Raw genomic sequence first — 17093 nt, forward strand, 5'->3', positions numbered from 1 at the left:
TAACACGCTGCCAGCCGTTGGCAATCGGTCGTGATTGAGATAGATAGACAGCATCGATGTTCAACCAACGGAAATACTGATTTCATGCAACCACAAACACAATCTTCAACGGCAACGTGGATCGACGATATCCACCAACTTGTTGATGAACATCGGCAGGAATGGATCGACCTACGCCGGCACTTGCACCAGCATCCTGAGCTATCGGGCGAAGAGACGCTGACAACCAACGAGCTGAAAGCACGTCTTGGCGCGCTGAATCTGCCGTTGAAGTTAGCTGGCGATGGGCGTGGCCTGACGGCGGATTTGGTGACGGATGTCAGCTTGGCGGACTCGCCAAGGTTGGCAATTCGCGGCGATATCGACGCGTTGCCGATTCAGGATGAAAAGACGGTCGCGTATCGCAGCTGTAAACCTGGCGTGATGCATGCTTGTGGTCACGATGTCCATGCGACGGTTGTTGTGGGCGCAATGCAAGTGCTCAAGAAAATGGAGCAGGCGGGCAAGCTGCCATGGCCGATCGCGGTGCGTGCGGTTCTGCAACCGGCAGAGGAGACATCGGAAGGCGCCCTGCACATGATTCACCACGGCGCGTTACGTGATGTGGACGCGATCATTGCCTTGCACGTTGATCCGACGCGGCAGGTTGGCTGTATCGGGATCCGGAATGACGCGTTGACGGCTGCTTGCGACACATTCGAAATCACGGTGGTTGGACGCGGCGGCCATGGTGCAAGGCCTCACCTGGCGATTGATCCGATCGAAGCCTGTGTCGCTTGGATTGATTCGCTCTATCGTCGGATGAATCGATCGATCGATCCGCATCAAACGGTGGTTGTTTCCGTCGGGATGATTCAGGCAGGGCATAGTTCGAACGTCATCCCCGATACTGCGTATGCGTCCGGAACTCTGCGGACGTTGCACCCTTCCGCACGACGCCGAGCGTTGGAAGTGATCGATTCGATCAGCGAGGCAGTGAAGCAACAATTCGGTTGCGAAATCAAAATCGCGTGGGGCACGTCGGCACCGGCGGTTTTCAATGATCGGAAGTTAGTCGCGCTCATTCACGATTCGATCGTCGAAATGCTTGATCCCGCCGCGGTTGATTGGATCGAAACACCAAGCATGGGCAGCGAAGACTTTTCGTACTATCTTGAACATGTTCCCGGTGCGATGTTCCGGTTGGGAGTGTCGGGATCGCAAGTCGGTTCGTCACCACTGCACACCGGTGGTTTCGACATTGACGAACAGGCAATCGCGCACGGCATTCAGCTATTTGCAGCGACCGCCATTCGATACTTCGACCCGGCGCTGCGAGTTTAACGCGATTTGAGCCTAAACGCTCTGCGGGAGTTTGCTGGGCGTTGTTGATCAGTCCGGTTGATTGGGGGGGCTTGGCCTGTTGAAATAGGTTGGTGCGTGGCTTGGGCGGACCGACAGGTTTCAAAAAGACGGGTGTGAGTCAGGGATGGGCAAAAACATTGTCGTTTGTTGCGATGGAACTGGGAACGAGTTCGAAATCGACCAGACCAATGTCCTGCGTTTGCATTATGCATTGCAGACGAATGAAGATCAGGTTGCGTTCTATTCGCCCGGCGTCGGGACGTTCAGTCCGTCGATGGCGCTGACCCGACCCGGTCAGGCTTTCAGCCGAACCTTGGGCCTTGCTTTTGGTGCTGGCTATCGGCAAACGATTGAGCATGCCTATTGGTTCATCGTCCAGCATTTTGTGCCCGGCGACCGGATCTATCTGTTTGGATTTAGCAGAGGTGCTTACACCGCAAGGATCATCGCCGCGCTGTTGCATGGCGTAGGGATTCTGTGGCACGGCAATCGCCACATGGTGCCGTATGCATTGAACGAGATCGAGGCACGGCGCAACAAACGGATCGACTTCGAACGTTTGACTCGATTTCGCAAACAGTTCTCGCGGCCGTTACCCGAAAAGCCATTTATCTTTCTGGGCCTGTGGGACACCGTGTCCTCAATATCCTGGGCGTATGACTACCTTCGCTACGCTTATTCGGCCAACAATCCAAGCGTGAGTGTGGTTCGCCATGCGGTTGCAATTGACGAGTACCGTGCGTTCTTTACACAGAATCTGTTCACCCGACGCGACGACCAGGATTTCAAGGAGGTCTGGTTCGCAGGTTCACACTCCGACGTCGGCGGTGGCTATCCGGAATCGCATAGCGGGCTGGCAAAGATCACGATGAAGTGGATGGTGATGCAGGCGTTTCAAGCGGGCGTCGTATTTGACCCTGATCGCGTACAATCCCTGCTTGCCGGTTCGCAGGTCGAGATCGATGGAGACGAGATCCATCCCTCGCTGACGTGGCGATGGTGGCTGGCCGAATTGTTTCCCAAGCAAACGTTTGGGATGAGAATCCCAAGGCCTCACCTGGCAAGACGCCGTCGTGTTTTGGCTCGGTCGAGCGGAAAACGCGAGCCTCAACGCCCGCTGATCCACGAGACCGCAGTGCGTCGGTATGAAGACCGGACGCAAAAGTATCGCCCCCGAAATTGGCCGCGGGAGTTTGACGTTGAACCGGAGATCGAACGCCGGGACGAGATCAATCGGGACGCGGTCTGATCAGAACAGGCGGTTGTATCCGTTGAGCGCCGCAACTCGATACGCTTCGGCCATCGTCGGGTAATTGAAGGTCGTTTCGAAGAAGTATTCCAGATTCAGGTCTTGCGAATCCATCACGGCTTGGCCGATGTGAATGATTTCCGAAGCGTTCGCACCGAAGCAATGGACGCCGAGAACTTTCAGCGTTTCGCGGTGGAACAAAATCTTCAGCATTCCCACCGTAGTGTTCATGATCTGGGCGCGAGCCAAGCTTTTGAATTGAGCTTGGCCGACTTCATAAGGCACACACGCTTCGGTCAGCTGGCGTTCGGTTTTTCCGACGGAGCTGATTTCGGGGCTGGTGTAGATACCGGTTGGAATATCGTCCAGCCGAAGGTTGCCGTCTTTGCGCTCGAGCAGGTGCATCGCGGCGGCGCGACCTTGTGTATAGGCGGCGCTGGCAAGCGACGGATAGCCAATCACATCGCCGACCGCATAGATGTGATCGCGCACGGTTTGGAACTGTTGGTCGACTTCCAGTTGTCCGCGTTTGTTGACTTCCAGGCCTACGTTTTCCAGGCCGAGATCTTCGGTGTTGCCGCTGCGTCCGTTGGCCCACAACAACACATCCGATTTCAGTCGTTTGCCGCTCTTGAGGTGCAGGATGACACCGTCGTCAACGCCTTCGATGCGATCGACGACTTCGTCATGACGGATCACAACGCCTTGATCACGCAAATGATAAGCCAGTGCGTCGACGATTTCATCATCGAGGAATTCCAGCAAGCGGCTCCGCGTGTTGACCAAGTTGACCTTCACACCCATGTTGCGAAACATCGATGCGTATTCGGTGCCCACGACGCCGGCACCATAGATCGTGATGGTTCCGGGTTTTTCGGCCAGTTCCAGGATCGTGTCGCTATCGCGAATGCAGGGATGGTTGAAATCGACATTTGGCGGATGGTAGGGGCGTGCGCCGGTCGCGATGACGAATGTTTTGGCCCGGATCGTCTCGCCGTCTTCGAGCATGACGGTGTGGTCATCGACGAATCGTGCGTGACCGAAACGGATCGGAACGTTGTTGCGATCGTAAAACGATTGCCGCATTGCGACTTGTTTGGAGATGATTTCGGCCGTTCCACGACGCAGTTGTTCCATCGTGGGGCTGGCGTTGATCCCCATTTCGCGGAACACGGGATTTTTCAACACGTTCATTGTGTTGGTGATCGTGTACCGCAGCGCTTTGCTGGGGATGGTTCCCCAGTGGGTGCACCCGCCACCGATCTGTCGATAGCGTTCGGCGATCCCAACGCGCAAACCGCCTTTTCCGGCCTGCATCGCGGCGCCTTCACCACCGGGTCCCGTGCCGATGACAAATAGGTCAAAATCAAAGTCCGAATCGCTCATTTCAATTCAGTCGGTTTTAAAAAGTACTCGTGTGCGTAGGCTTGTTTTACGATGTTGATCGCCTGTGTCCAATCCGACGTGACGTTCGCCAAAGTCGATCAAAACGTTGAGCGTGTTTGTCAGTGGCTTGAGCAAGCCGGTCAGATCGACAGGGGGGCCGAAGCGGAATCTGGTTTGGTCGTCTTTCCCGAGTGCATGTTATCTGGATATGTGTTTGATAACAGGGAAGCCGCCTTCGAATCCGCGATTGAGATTCACGATCTCCGATTCAGTGCCATTGCGGACGTTTGTCGGCAGAATCAACTGTTGGCAGTCATCGGGTTCGTCGAGCGGCAACATGACCAGATTTACAATGCTTGCGCATTAGTCGGTGGTGGAGGTGTGCTTGGGACGTATCGCAAAGTCCACCTACCTCACTTGGGCATCGATCGCTTTACCGACCGTGGGACACAGCCGTTCGAACCAATTGAGGTTCCCGGGGCGACTCCATTCCAGATTGGAATGGCGATCTGCTATGACGGGTCGTTCTCCGAGCCGATCCGATGTTTGTCGCTTAGCGGTGCAGACATTGTCGTTTTGCCGACCAATTGGCCTGTCGAAGGTTGCCAAGTGGCGGATATCGTCCCCCGCGCACGCAGCCACGAAAACCACATTTATTTTGCCGCGGCCAATCGTGTGGGAAGCGAAAACGGAACCACCTTCGCCGGTCGAAGTTCGATCTGTGGCCCGGACGGCATGGTGCTCGCACAAAATCCGGGGAGCGATGAAGGATTGATCTGGGCAGACGTCGACATCACGCAGTCACGCAAGAAACGTATCGAACGTGTTCCCGGCGAACATGTGATCGATCGATTCGCAGATCGGCAACCACAGTTTTATGGCAAGATCGGACAGCCCGTTGAATGAGCTGCCCTTTGAAGTCGATCTATCGCGATGTCAGTTCACATCAAATGAGACAGGCAGTACGCCATAGAGTCCTCGAGTGAAGACCTGCTCGATCCAGTTGTCCAAACGTACGATGGGGCGAGCAGGAACTATGACCACGTCGCCATCACGGAGCCAGATCTCATCTGTTGGCGTGGGGCGTTTTCCATAGATCGCACCTTGCAAGTCCAGCATTGTCGACACCAGACGCCAGTCCTCTGCACGGCGTAGCACGACGACCTGACGCATGTTTCCGTCGGGTGTGTTACCGCCGGCCTGCGCGATCGCGCTGAGGACCGTTGTTGGAGTCGTCAATTGAATCCGTGAAGGCGAAGCGACATTGCCGAGGACGTAGACGAAGTGTGGAGCTTGTTGCGTCAAGATTGGTTCGGCTTCTAAACCGATCACAATCTCCTGGTATCGCAAGTTGATCTCTTTCTTTAGTTCTGGCAGCGAGAAGCCTTGGACACAGATGCCACCGATTCCAGGCAAGCGAATCTTGCCATCGGGCATCACCGTGACGGTCAACGCTTGCTGTTGCAAGCCACTTGCACCACCAACCGCATTGCGAATGTCTTCGGCAAGTTTGTTGACAACTACCGGGGTCACGTCGATCGACGGTTCGTCGTAGAGCTTTTTATATTTTTCTTCCAGCACTTCGCGGAGTTGGCTGACGGTCATACCCGCTGCATGCACTTGGCCTAGCAAACGCACGGTGATCGTGCCGTCGGGTTGGATCACCAAGCCGCGATCGAGCGTGCCACGTTGGAGGTCTTGGTCGGCAACCGATTCGATCAGCACTTGATCGCCCGGCGCCAGACGGTATTCGCCTTGGTTTTGTCGACGCGTGATTAGGTAAAAAACCTGTAATTGATCACCGGGACGCAAGCGATAGACGCCGAGGTGCGCGTAGCGCGATGGTCCAGCATATCCGCCAGGTCCATACGCACCAAAGTCCATCGGCCGCATGTCTTTCCAGCGAGCTTCGGCACCACATTGGTCGGCGCAGTCGACCCCTGACATGCATTTGGGGCACCCCGACGGGCAGGGATAGCCACCGGGAACGTTGCGGCAACCGCATTGGGGTTCGCGTTCGAGGTGTCGCTCGATTGTTGGTGAGTCCAAGGGGTTGGCTACCAACGTATCCGTCGGATTCTGTGCCGCCCCGCTGATCGCAACGACAGAAAACAGCAGTCCCAGCGTGACGCGGAATAGACGCCGGATCACGAGTTGGCAGACATCGCGTGAACCGAGACTGGACCGTTGAAAAACAAAAGCTGGCAATTTATCGGTCGTTGCTGGATTTGAAAGTTGCATGATCGCTGTCCCGATCGCGATGTTTCGAAAGGGGAGGTTGAATGGTCTCGGTGAAGCATTGTCGTTGCGGCTACCAGAACCGCATTTTTGACATCAGCCGCTTCACTGGGGAGCTTGCCGGAACTTGTTGTGCATTCGACTGTGTGGCAGGCTGTGGAGCCGCAGTGCTTGGGCGACGGAAACCGGCAAGATTCGCGGGCGTGCCCGGGGCGGATGGGGCACTGGCCGGATGAATGCTGGCCGGATAAATACTGGCCGGCAGTGTGTTAGTTGAAAGGTCGGCAGGATGGTTGTTTGGTGCGAACGTGCCTGTTGCTGAAGTCGGCTGCGAAGCAGCAGTCCATTGTGGCTGAACAACATTCAGCGGTGGCGAGATCGCGGCGAATTCCTGCGGCGAGAGCTCCACAACCGTCGTCGAGTCTGCGGAAGAGACTGCAGAGCCGTCCGTCGTTTGCAAGCGAGACGTAAGACGCGTTGCGGCGTCGTGTTCGCCATTTCTTTCGAGCACATTAGCAAGAACACGAACAACGTCTTCGTTGGGGGCTAACTCCATCGCCAACTGAAGTGTGAACGCGGCTTCGCGATCCAACCCCATATCGGCAAGCTGCATCCCAAGACGCCCTGCCAACGAGCTGTTGTCGGGTTGTCCTTGAAGTGCCGCGCGGCGAAAGCAGAGGGCTGTTTCTTCGGGGAGTCGGTCTTGCTGATTCCGGCCAAGTTCAATCGCGGCTAGCAGGTCCATCGTTTGTGCCGCGACAACGTTGACTTCGGCCAGTTCGGCGAGTCTTGCGCGTGCGAAGTCCAAGTATGCATCAGCGGCTTCGGTCGATGACATTCCGCCAGTGAATAGCTGCGATCCGTGTGCCGTTCGATGCGAAGCAGCGATCGCGTCGAGACGTTCTTGATCAATGGAAGCTCCACCCGAGAGAAACTCACGAGCCTCGTCGATAGCGGTTCGCGCAGATCGAAGTGTTTCCGAAGCGGACTCGAGTTTGTTGCCAGAATTGCGATCTTGGCTAGCGATGTCGATGCCGGTCGCCATCAGTTCAAGTGCTTTCCACGCAGATGCTTCCGCTGACGACCAGGCACCAACCCGGTATTCTCGAAACGCGTCTTCGAGGTGCTGCTCGCTACGTTCACGGCATGAATCGGTCGTGACGGATTGCAACCAACGCGTACCGGGTGTTGCGCGGTGTTGCTGTTTCTCACGCCGTAGCTGGGCCAAGCGTTTCGCGGCGATTTCGATCGGCGTGACCGTGACGTCAGGGTGCAAAGCCGAAAGTGGTGCTCTGACGTGATCGGATTCGACAAACAGGTTTGTCTCGGGGGGCTGCAGGGCATCAAGGCTGCTGGTTGCGACAACCGGATGAACGACTGCAATGGGTTGTGGCGTTGCGATCGGCAGTCCCATGACCGCGTCGCGAGATTCGGTAGTTGCAGGGCCAGCGGGTTTGGGCAAGCGACGTGGAATCAGTGATTGACCGGACGCGGGCCGCGTTGCCTCGGCTTCGCGGTCGGCCGAAGAAGTCGACTTAGAGATCGGCTGGAGGTAGTACGACTTTTGAATTTGCCCGTCTGCCCAAGCAGCCGGCGCGCAGGACACCGCCAACGACAGTAATAGTAACTGTCGACTGTTAAGCGAACTCCGATTTCGCTTTCTACACTTCATAGCATCCAGGTCCTGACAAAGGTTGAGGTCGAGTTCGAAGTGTGCCAGGTCGGTGTTTGAAACCGTCCCAGGGAGATGCACTCTTCAAGGTCTCGAGTGTTCGCGTCGTACCGATCGCGCAGGTGAACCGTGCAATGGTCCCGTCGTGTTGATCGGACGGGTTGGGACGGTCATGGGCATAAAACCGATGATGCGACCGGTTCGAGAACTGATTCGATCGATCGATCCGCTACAACCGGCAAGGTTTGACTGGGATGATTTGCTAGCAAGCAAAAGAAGAGGGGATGTCCCCATTGCCCGGGGCATTACAAGTGCGGCATCTGGCGTCGGGTAGCCCTCGCAAAGCCGCTTGGCTGAGTTTGGATCGACGTCGGGGTTAGATAGGCGTTGGGCGACCGTAAAAGTAGCCTTGTCCCAGATCGAAGCCGAGTTCCACACAGGTCTGTGCTTCGGTGGCTGTTTCGATACCCTCGGCGAGTGCTTTGATTTCCAGATCACGTACCATTTTGACGAGCGTTTCCAGCATTTGGTGGCGTGCCGCGTCGGCGTGATCAATACCGTGAATCAGACTGATGTCGAACTTGACGTAGTCGGGACGTGATTCGATCAGTTCGGCGAGCCGGGCTTGCCCGGATCCAAAGTCATCGAAGGCCAGTTCGATGTCCAACTCGGTGACAGCAGCGGACAGTTCACGCATGACTTTGCGATTGGTCACGCTGGCTTCGTGGATCTCCAAAACAAGATCTGTGTTATCGGAGATCTGGCGAACTTTGACGAGCGAGTCAATTAACTGTGCCGCGTTCTCCATCTCTTTCGGGTGCGTGTTGACGAACAGTTTTGGGCGTGGCGGGAGGTCACGTCCGACGCGGATGCCTTCCCAGCGTAGAAGTTGACTAAGTTCGACTTCGAGGTTCAGTTGGCTGGCTGCGTTAAACATGGCCGCAACTGATTCCAATCCGAAGACGCTTCCACGGCCAAGGATTTCATGTCCGACGACATGAGTACTGTTGATTTCGACGATGACCTGAAAGTGGGGGCGGACGAGTTTTTCGCTCATCATTCGATCGAACTGAACGAGGGCGAGTGCCTCGTCGCAAACGTTTCGCGCGATCGTCCCGGTTGCCTGGCCGGTTGGCGATTGTCGCAGTACACGGAACGGAGCTTCGGCAAAGTGGATCAGGTCTTCTTCGTCGACTGCAACTTCGCCGGTGATACGTTCGCCGTTGACGTAGGTACCATTCGTGCTGCCTAGGTCACGCAGGTACAAGACACCACTGCGCAGAGACAGGACAGCGTGTTTGCCGCTGACAGTATTGAACTGAAGTTTCAGCGAACAACCGGGTTTGCGACCGACTGTAAATTCAGCTTCGTCGATAGGCAGATGCCGCAACGTATCTCGCGCTTCGAGTGCTCCCGACAAAAACCAAACATCACCGCCAGCGGCAGTTCCTTGGTTAATTCGTTCTGGGGTGGAGCTATCTACCGAGCTCATAGCGAGAGATTACCGGAGAAGACGAGCGTACTACTCCACAACGCATCGGTCGTGGGGGGAACTGCGAAATCCTAGGTTGCAAAATAGCGACAAGGTCGGTCTTCCCGCGAAAATCGCAGGCGTTTCCAGTCCAGACGGGGAGCACCACACTGGCGTTCGACAGGGGCATCTGAAGCGGGCTGCCTATCTGTTTGGTCAATCGCGTGAACATCGGCGGTTGCCTGTCGAGGATCGATGTCCGAACCCAGTCAACTGGTGTGTGTGAAAAACAGTGCCACGAATAGATGACGCAGCAAAATACGTTGGGATGGCAGTGGTCGTGGGCCAACCGACATACAAACTGCGAGCTACCCTTCTAACGAGTTGTTTTGTAGGACTCGCTCGCCCCACACCTACTAAGACGAAAGACCGGATTTATCCTCATGTCCGTTTCCATTCAAGAGACCCACGCCGTTGACCTCGGTTTGTTGGGAAGTCTGCTGACCGACGATACGTTTTGGCCCGCAGAAACCAATTCGTTGGCAGAAACCGGTTTGAGTGATTCGTATGTCGAAGGACTGATCTTAAAGACTTTTCTGGCCGTCGGGACAATGAGTGGGCGGACGCTGTCGGAGCAGATCGGTTTGCCTTTCAAGGTGATCGATCCCATTTTAGATGCGATGCGGACGCGAAAGTTGATCGCGCACGTGCGTCCTGCACCGTTCAACGATTACTACTATTCGCTGACCGAGCTTGGCCAGAACCGCGCCCAGATTCAGATGAAGCAATGCAGCTATGTCGGTCCGGCACCGGTACCGCTTAGCGATTATGTGTTGAGTGTCGAAGCACAGGCGGCCGGATTGGAACCGGTGACCGAACAGCAACTTGGGAAAGCATTGGCAAAGATCTCATATCAACGCGAGTTGCTCGATTGCTTGGGACCAGCGATCAATAGTAACTCGGGGTTGTTTTTGTTCGGACAGCCGGGCAACGGAAAAACGACGATCGCGCGTTGTCTGACCGAATGCTTGGGGCAAGAGATTTGGATTCCGTCGGCGATTCTAGACGACGGCAACCTGATCAAACTTCAGGACGATGCATTTCACCGGCCATCTCCTGTGCCTGAGAACTGCGGCAAGATTTTGAAGGCTCAGGAATGGGACCGACGCTGGATTCGTATTCAACGTCCGACAGTGATGGTCGGCGGTGAGTTGATTATGGACAACCTTGAAGTCCGGCATGACCCGCGGAGCAATATTTGCGAAGCACCGTTGCAGATGAAAAGTAACTGCGGCTGTTTACTGATCGACGACTTCGGCCGTCAGCGGATCGCACCCGAAGAATTGCTCAATCGCTGGATCGTTCCACTGGAAAACCGCTGTGATTTTTTAACGCTGCCGACGGGAAAGAAAATTCAAATTCCCTTCGAGCAACTGTTGATCTTCTCGACCAACCTGGACCCCAACGATTTGGTCGACGAAGCGTTTTTACGACGGGTACCGTACAAGATTTTCGTCGGCGACCCGGACGCGAACGAGTATCGCGACTTGATGAAGAGCGTGATGCGGGGGATGGGGTTTTCTGAGACTCCCGAAGCGGCGGAATTCATGTTGGCGTATTACCAAAAAACGGGACGTCATCCGCGTCGTTGCCACCCTCGCGACCTGTTGAAACAAGTCGAAGCGTTTTGTCGCTATCGACAGCAACCGCTTGTCTTGCGGCCTGATTATCTAGAACGCGCCTGTCTAAGTTACTTCGGTAATCTGTAGTTTCATGCATACGAACATCACTTCCAAACAGACGGCTTCAACGAGCAAATCGGCGCGGATCGGACCAGGATTTGAACCGATCGAAGGTTATGTCTTGGAAGAACGCCTTGGCCAAGGCGGCTTTGGCGAAGTCTGGCGTGCGATCGCACCGGGCGGACTCAAGAAGGCTGTGAAGTTTGTCTATGGCAAGCATGGTGAACGGCATGCTGCCCAAGAGCTGAAATCACTGGAACGGATTCGTGGCATCCAGCATCCTTTCATTTTGACGCTGGAAAGATTCGAGTTCATCGATGGCCAATTGGTTGTCGTCACCGAACTGGCCGAAGGGTCCTTGGAAGAACTGTATCTACAGCATCGCAAGCGAGGCTCGTGTGGTATCCCACGCGACGCATTGCTCGGATACTTGCATGACGCGGCGGATGCGCTCGACTATCTGCATCAACACTACAAGCTTCAGCATTTGGACATCAAACCGGGCAACCTGCTGTTGGTTGGCGGCAGAGTCAAGGTCGCTGACTTCGGGTTGTTGAAAGACTTGGGGGAGATGGATTGCAGCATCGTTGGCGGTTTGACTCCGATTTACGCTCCCCCGGAAGTCTTCGATGGACGCCCCAGTCTGCACAGCGATCAGTATTCACTTGCGGTGATGTATCAGGAACTGTTGACGGGGACGCGACCATTTAGCGGGCGAACGATCGCTCAGCTTGCGACGCAACACGTTCACAGCGCGCCGAATTTGGCGCCCCTTCCAGCATCGGATCGGCCGACGGTGGCGAGGGCTCTCGAAAAGACACCCGAACGACGATTCGATTCCTGTGTCGCGTTTGTCGAAAAGCTTGCCAATCCGCACGGCAGTGCGACAGGCGTTGTGAGTGAGGATCGAAGCGAACCCGCACCACGGCGAGAAATCGAGGACCTTCCGCAAGTCGAAGACGTGCTCCAGCGAAGTGAAAGTGTTCACTCGACGCACGCGCTCGTCGTCGCCTTGGGAGGAACAGGAGGCGACGTCCTGAATCAAATCCGCGGCCGCATCTTTGCCCAAGGCGCAAGTTCCCCGCTCACACTGCATAGCGTGTTGATCGATACCGAGCTCGCGAAAACGCAAACTGTGATGATGATCGATCCGACGGAACAGGTGCACCGAACACATGTGCTGGCAGCTCGCCTAAAATCGCCGCAGCAATACCGTACGACAGGAACGGAAAGGCTGGCATCATTATCGCGACGTTGGATCTATAACGTGCCGCGCAATGGACAGACCGGCGGTATGCGGCCATTGGGGCGACTCGCGTTGTTGGATCATAGCCAGGAACTTGTGCGAGTTCTGTCTGATGCGGTGAAAGAGCTGAAAGATTCAACAGGCGGCGGTGAGCCCGCCAAGGTCTACATCGCTGCGTCCTTGACGGGAGGCACTGGGAGCGGCATGTACTTTGATGTGGCCTATCTGCTTCGACACACGCTTGACGAGTTCGCGCTCGAAGACACGGCGATTGTTTCATTGCTGACGACGACGCGATTCCAAGGTGACCCAGCAAAGCCGATCGCATTGCATTCGACCAAATCCGCGTTCAACGAACTCCGATTTTTTCTGCAACCAGGAAACTCGTACCCCGGAGACGCGGGCGTCGGTTGGCCGATGGTTCCGGCCGCCAGGACCCCACTTCACGATGCCTATTTGATCGCGCCGAAAGACCGGGCAACTGAGTCAAGAACGGTTGATATGGCAGCTGAGTATTTGTGGATGGATGCGACGCTCGAAAACGATGCGTTGGAAAAAGGACGCCAGCTCCGTACGCCGAGCGACAAAATGACGTCGGTTCGAACGGTCGGAGCGATTCGTATCGGACAGGCGGCCGATCAGCAATCGGTTCAGCTGATTCGACACAATACAAAGTCGCTATTGCTCGCTTGGTTGGGGAACCCCAAGTTTTCGCAACCTTCGGCAAGCGAATTCTGCAAACGTATTATCCGCCGATGTTATCTCGATGTGGATGCCTTGCGAGTCATCACCGAACAATGGCTGGTCGCCGATGGTCCTCGACAGGTTGGATCGAATCACGAAACGCAACCGACCGAGTCAGACTATTCCAATGTGATTGCCGAGCAATCGCTGCAGCAACTACATCGTGAGATACGAAATCATCTACAAGACCGTCGCTTGGATCTGTCGTCAACATTATTGGCGATCCATGGTCTCTTGAAGCATTGCGGAAATCTTCGACATCAGTTGTCAGAGTCGATGGGTCAGGATTGGCCATCACAAACTGCCGGGAACGATAGCGAATCCGAGCATCGCGACGAACTGAGACATCGTGAAAAAGCAGAGATCAGTGAATCGGTCGCGCAGATCGGTGATCAAGCGATGGCCGGAATCGAGCAAGCGTTGAGGACGCTGATCGAAGTGTTTTCCGATGCATCGGCAAGAGTCGCGCAAGCGATCAAGCTTGTTGACAATGAACTTGGATCGGACAGGAACCCCTGGCAAGACTTGAGTGCGACGGTTGTTGCCAAGCGAGATCGCCTGCTCAGTCAATTGCATGAGCGGTGTGCGACCTCGCATCTGTTCCGTTTGATCGATGCGCCACATTCGGTTCAGATCGAGTCCTGGTTGCTTGAACTCGGAGAAGAGTCTGGCGACGTAAGTCGACTTTATTTGGGCGATTCGATCGCAGAGACTTCCGGTGATCGCTTGTCGGCGACGCCGAATCGAGAAAATCAGACGACTCGGTCGATGGTGTCCGCTGTGGAAGATTCGGTTGCTGACTCAGGTTCTGTCGGTGAGACTAATCGGCTAAGCGGTTTGTCGGACACGCAGGCGTGGAATGCGGGACAGGTGCCTACGGTGTTGACGATCGAAGAAGCGGTCGAAGCGGTTCGCCCGGCACTATTGGAATGCGGTGGCAAGCAACGTCTTTATCTGATTTGTCGTAGCCAAGCAGAACTCGATCGCTATCGAGCTCAATTACCCGATGGAATCCGTTCGGCAATCTGTGGAATTGTTTCCGCGGTCGACGCGCCAGTGTTGATCCACGAAGGACAACAAATCGATCTCCGATGCGTTCTTGGTTGGTTGGATTCGCTAACGGGTGATGACGGAAAAATCAGCCAGCGGCTAGCGACACGTTGTGACATTGATTGGTGAAAGGCGTTGAACTTTCGCCGGGCCATAAGGTGGACCCTTACATCGAGGTGGTCGTCGGCGTATTCTTGGGGGTTGTTAGATGGTACCCGTAGGTTGAAACAATGGTGCATTGCCCGCGATGTCGGAACCGGCCATCCGAATGTTTTCGGTCGCGTTGGTTCAAACAACTGATTCACTTGCCACTGTTGCGCATTCGTTGGCGATGCATGCGTTGCGGAACAATCTTCACCGACTGGATGTGGGCACGACCACCGCAAGATCCGTTCCGCCGCGAATCCAGCGAGCAGTAGGGATTTGTGCCTGAATTCCCTATCGTTTTTTCGGTCGAATCCGAATGGGGAATCCCTCGCTCTGGCGTTTCTCGCCGCAACAAGATGTACGTTTTTACGACATGGTTATCGGATTGATGCGGCCGATCGAGTAACGCTGTCGATTCACTGTGGTGATTGATTCGACGTAGGGAACGTACATGACAAACGAAAAGACGATTCGTCGAATCGAGCGATTGATTCAGTGCCCGGATTTGCTTCACACTCCGCCGGAGGTTGCACAGTCGTTGTTGCAACTGACGGAGAACGAGGACTGTTCGACGCACGAAATCGTTGAGTGCATCAAGTCCGATCCAGCCATGGCAAGCCGAGTGATGCGGTTGGTAAACTCGCCGCGATTCGGACTGAACACACCGGTTTCAAACTTGCATCAGGCGGTCGCGTTACTCGGCCAGCGCAGCATGCGGCTGATCGCGATGACGTTCAGTATCACGTATACGTTTTCATCTGGATCGGTTCGTGAACTGTACAACGACTTTTGGCGCCGAGCGTTAACGGTTGCGGCCGCGTCGTTTCAGCTCAGCCGGAAATTTCCCAGTATCAATGCTCAAGATGCCTATACGACGGGACTCCTTGCCCATGTCGGGACCCTACTGCTGGCACAAGCAGAGGGCGAATGGTACCTTGCGTTCTATCAGCAGCACGTTGGACTGGGGCTGCCAGCTGCCGAACGCGATTACTATGGCGTCGACCACGCTGAGATCGGTGGTTTGCTACTGAGAAACTGGAACTTCCCCCCGGCCATAGCGGACAGCGTCCGCATCCATTTGGACGAGGAAACGGACGAACCGTTGGCATTGATTATCCGTGCAGGGTCACTGGTGTCGGGCGCGATCTGGGATCCAAACGGCGCATCCGTTGCGGCGTGCCGCAAAGTGCTTTCGGAGCATTTCGATATCGACATCGATGAATTTACGGAGCTGGTTTTGAGGTGCCGTGACGAAGTTGTGTTGGAAATGGATCTCTATGGCGTGCAATCGGAAGCTCCTCCTGATCCAAGTCATTTGTTGGAGCTCGCCCGGCAGCGATATCTCGAAGCATCACTTCAGTCCGCGCTTGAAATGGACTCGTTCGAATCGATCTTCGAACAGAACTTCTAATCGACGGGGAAAAACGTCGTCTAGGTTGCAAAATCCCACACGACCGAATTCGATATCATGAATGGCTAGGGTGACCACGCGATCGTTGTGATGGTCGGTCCACTTCCACGTCATTTCTCGGATGCGATCAATCATGCTGTGGCTTTGCAAAACCAATTGGCATTCGCTGTCTCGGATCAGCGTTCGCTCTGTTTGTAGTCTGCTGTTTCTGCTGGCAAGTTGTGAGATCGACGCCAAGGAGTCTGGGCCGCTGAAGGTGTTTGTGCTCGTTGGCCAATCGAACATGCAAGGCCACGCCCAGGTAAAAACTCTCGATGCGATGCGTCTCAATCCCAGCGTGGCGCCTTTGCTAGATGACTTGATCGACGGTGACGGCAAGCCCAAGACGCTTCAGCAGGTTTGGATTTCGTCGATCGGTTCCGCCGAAGAAATTCGTCAAGGTGCTCTGACGACCGGCTTCGGAGCTGCGGATCGTCGTCCAAAAATCGGTCCCGAATATTCGTTCGGTATCTACATGCACCAAATGCTTGATGAGCCGTTTGTGATTATCAAAGCGGCATGGGGCGGAAAGAGTCTACACACCGATTTTCGTCCACCGAGTGCGGGGCCCTACGAATTCAACCAAGAACAACTTGACGCGTTCAGCAAACAGCAACGCGATCTCGACAAAATGCGATCGGAAAAAGACGCAGCGACAGGACGCAATTACCGATTGATGATAGAGCATGTCAAATCGATACTGGACAGTCTGCCAAATGATTGTCCGTTGTACGAAACTAAACTGGGGTATGAGTTGGCCGGAATGGTGTGGTTCCAGGGTTGGAACGACATGGTTGATCGCGGGACCTATCCGAATCGAGACCAGCCGGGCGGATACGACCAGTACGGTGAGCTGCTAAGCGTCTTTATCAGTGACGTTCGACGTGATCTCGACTCACCAAAGTTACCCGTCGTGATTGGGGTACTTGGCGTAGGCGGTCCGACTGCGGAGTACGGGCCAAGCCAGCAAAGGTACAAAGTGATGCATGAATCGTTTCGGCAAGCGATGGCTTCCCCGGCAAAGCGAGCCGAATTCACAGGGACTGTGGTGCCGGTCTATACCGAAGAATACTGGGATCGAGAGATGGTCCGCTTGAGGCAAATCGAAGAAAGGATTCGGCCATCCCGGGAAGAGATTGAGGCACAAAAGAAGGCGGGGACAATCACAGAACAGGAAAGTCGCGACAAGATCGAATCGCTTTATCAGTCGTCGTTTGATCCAACCGAGCTGACTTATCTCAGAGAGAGTGTTTCCAATGGCGACTACCACTACATGGGTTCCGCCGCGATCATCGCGCCGATTGGCAAAGCATTCGCTGAGGCAATGTACGCGATGATCGGTGAGTAAGCGACG

Annotated in this window: 11 protein-coding genes; 7 read left to right on the forward strand and 4 right to left on the reverse strand. The window is 55.1% G+C overall.

Annotated features, from left to right (window positions below):
• Window positions 1–84: 84 nt before the first annotated feature.
• Together CGZ80_RS18700 and CGZ80_RS18705 are read left to right on the forward strand one after the other, a co-directional pair.
• Window positions 85–1323 carry a M20 family metallopeptidase gene (locus CGZ80_RS18700; RefSeq protein ID WP_094417208.1) on the forward strand — a complete coding sequence of 413 codons (1239 nt, stop codon included), beginning with the start codon at window positions 85–87 and terminating at the stop codon, window positions 1321–1323.
• 145 nt (window positions 1324–1468) lie between these two features.
• Window positions 1469–2593 carry a DUF2235 domain-containing protein gene (locus CGZ80_RS18705; RefSeq protein WP_094417209.1) on the forward strand — a complete coding sequence of 375 codons (1125 nt, stop codon included), beginning with the start codon at window positions 1469–1471 and terminating at the stop codon, window positions 2591–2593.
• On the opposite strand, the gene sthA is transcribed toward CGZ80_RS18705, so the two are convergent.
• Window positions 2594–3979, reverse strand: coding sequence for a Si-specific NAD(P)(+) transhydrogenase (gene sthA / locus CGZ80_RS18710; RefSeq protein WP_094417210.1), 1386 nt, complete (start codon window positions 3977–3979; stop codon window positions 2594–2596).
• Between the two features lie 51 nt (window positions 3980–4030).
• Here sthA and CGZ80_RS18715 point away from each other — a divergent pair, with 51 nt between their 5' ends.
• Complete coding sequence (locus CGZ80_RS18715) at window positions 4031–4885, forward strand: carbon-nitrogen hydrolase family protein (RefSeq protein ID WP_094417211.1); 855 nt, start codon at window positions 4031–4033, stop codon at window positions 4883–4885.
• 30 nt (window positions 4886–4915) lie between these two features.
• On the opposite strand, the gene CGZ80_RS18720 is transcribed toward CGZ80_RS18715, so the two are convergent.
• From CGZ80_RS18720 to CGZ80_RS18730, 3 genes are all read right to left on the reverse strand, one after another.
• Entirely contained in the window at window positions 4916–6220 is a 1305-nt protein-coding gene (locus tag CGZ80_RS18720; RefSeq protein WP_094417212.1) for a polysaccharide biosynthesis/export family protein, read from the reverse strand.
• Window positions 6221–6290: 70 nt separating this feature from the next.
• The gene (locus tag CGZ80_RS18725; protein WP_103296541.1) at window positions 6291–7823 is read right to left on the reverse strand and encodes a hypothetical protein; all 1533 of its coding nucleotides are present in this window, start codon (window positions 7821–7823) and stop codon (window positions 6291–6293) included.
• A 442-nt stretch (window positions 7824–8265) separates the two neighbouring features.
• Entirely contained in the window at window positions 8266–9381 is a 1116-nt protein-coding gene (locus tag CGZ80_RS18730; protein WP_094417214.1) for an EAL domain-containing protein, read from the reverse strand.
• A gap of 422 nt (window positions 9382–9803) precedes the next feature.
• On the opposite strand from CGZ80_RS18730, the gene CGZ80_RS18735 reads away from it, so the two are divergent.
• The 4 genes from CGZ80_RS18735 (at window position 9804) to CGZ80_RS18755 (ending at window position 17087) form a co-directional block, all read left to right on the forward strand.
• Entirely contained in the window at window positions 9804–11129 is a 1326-nt protein-coding gene (locus CGZ80_RS18735; protein WP_094417215.1) for an AAA family ATPase, read from the forward strand.
• A 4-nt stretch (window positions 11130–11133) separates the two neighbouring features.
• Window positions 11134–14271 (forward strand): protein kinase domain-containing protein, encoded by a 3138-nt coding sequence (locus CGZ80_RS18740; protein ID WP_094417216.1) that lies wholly within the window; start codon window positions 11134–11136, stop codon window positions 14269–14271.
• Window positions 14272–14740: 469 nt separating this feature from the next.
• Window positions 14741–15700, forward strand: coding sequence for an HDOD domain-containing protein (locus tag CGZ80_RS18750; RefSeq protein ID WP_094417218.1), 960 nt, complete (start codon window positions 14741–14743; stop codon window positions 15698–15700).
• Window positions 15701–15821: 121 nt separating this feature from the next.
• Window positions 15822–17087, forward strand: a complete 1266-nt coding sequence (locus CGZ80_RS18755; protein ID WP_094417219.1) for a sialate O-acetylesterase — start codon at window positions 15822–15824, stop codon at window positions 17085–17087.
• The last annotated feature ends 6 nt before the right edge of the window (window positions 17088–17093 follow it).

The sequence above is a fragment of the Rhodopirellula sp. MGV genome, from assembly GCF_002251265.1.
GTDB classification, from domain to species: Bacteria; Planctomycetota; Planctomycetia; order Pirellulales; family Pirellulaceae; genus Stieleria; species Stieleria baltica_A.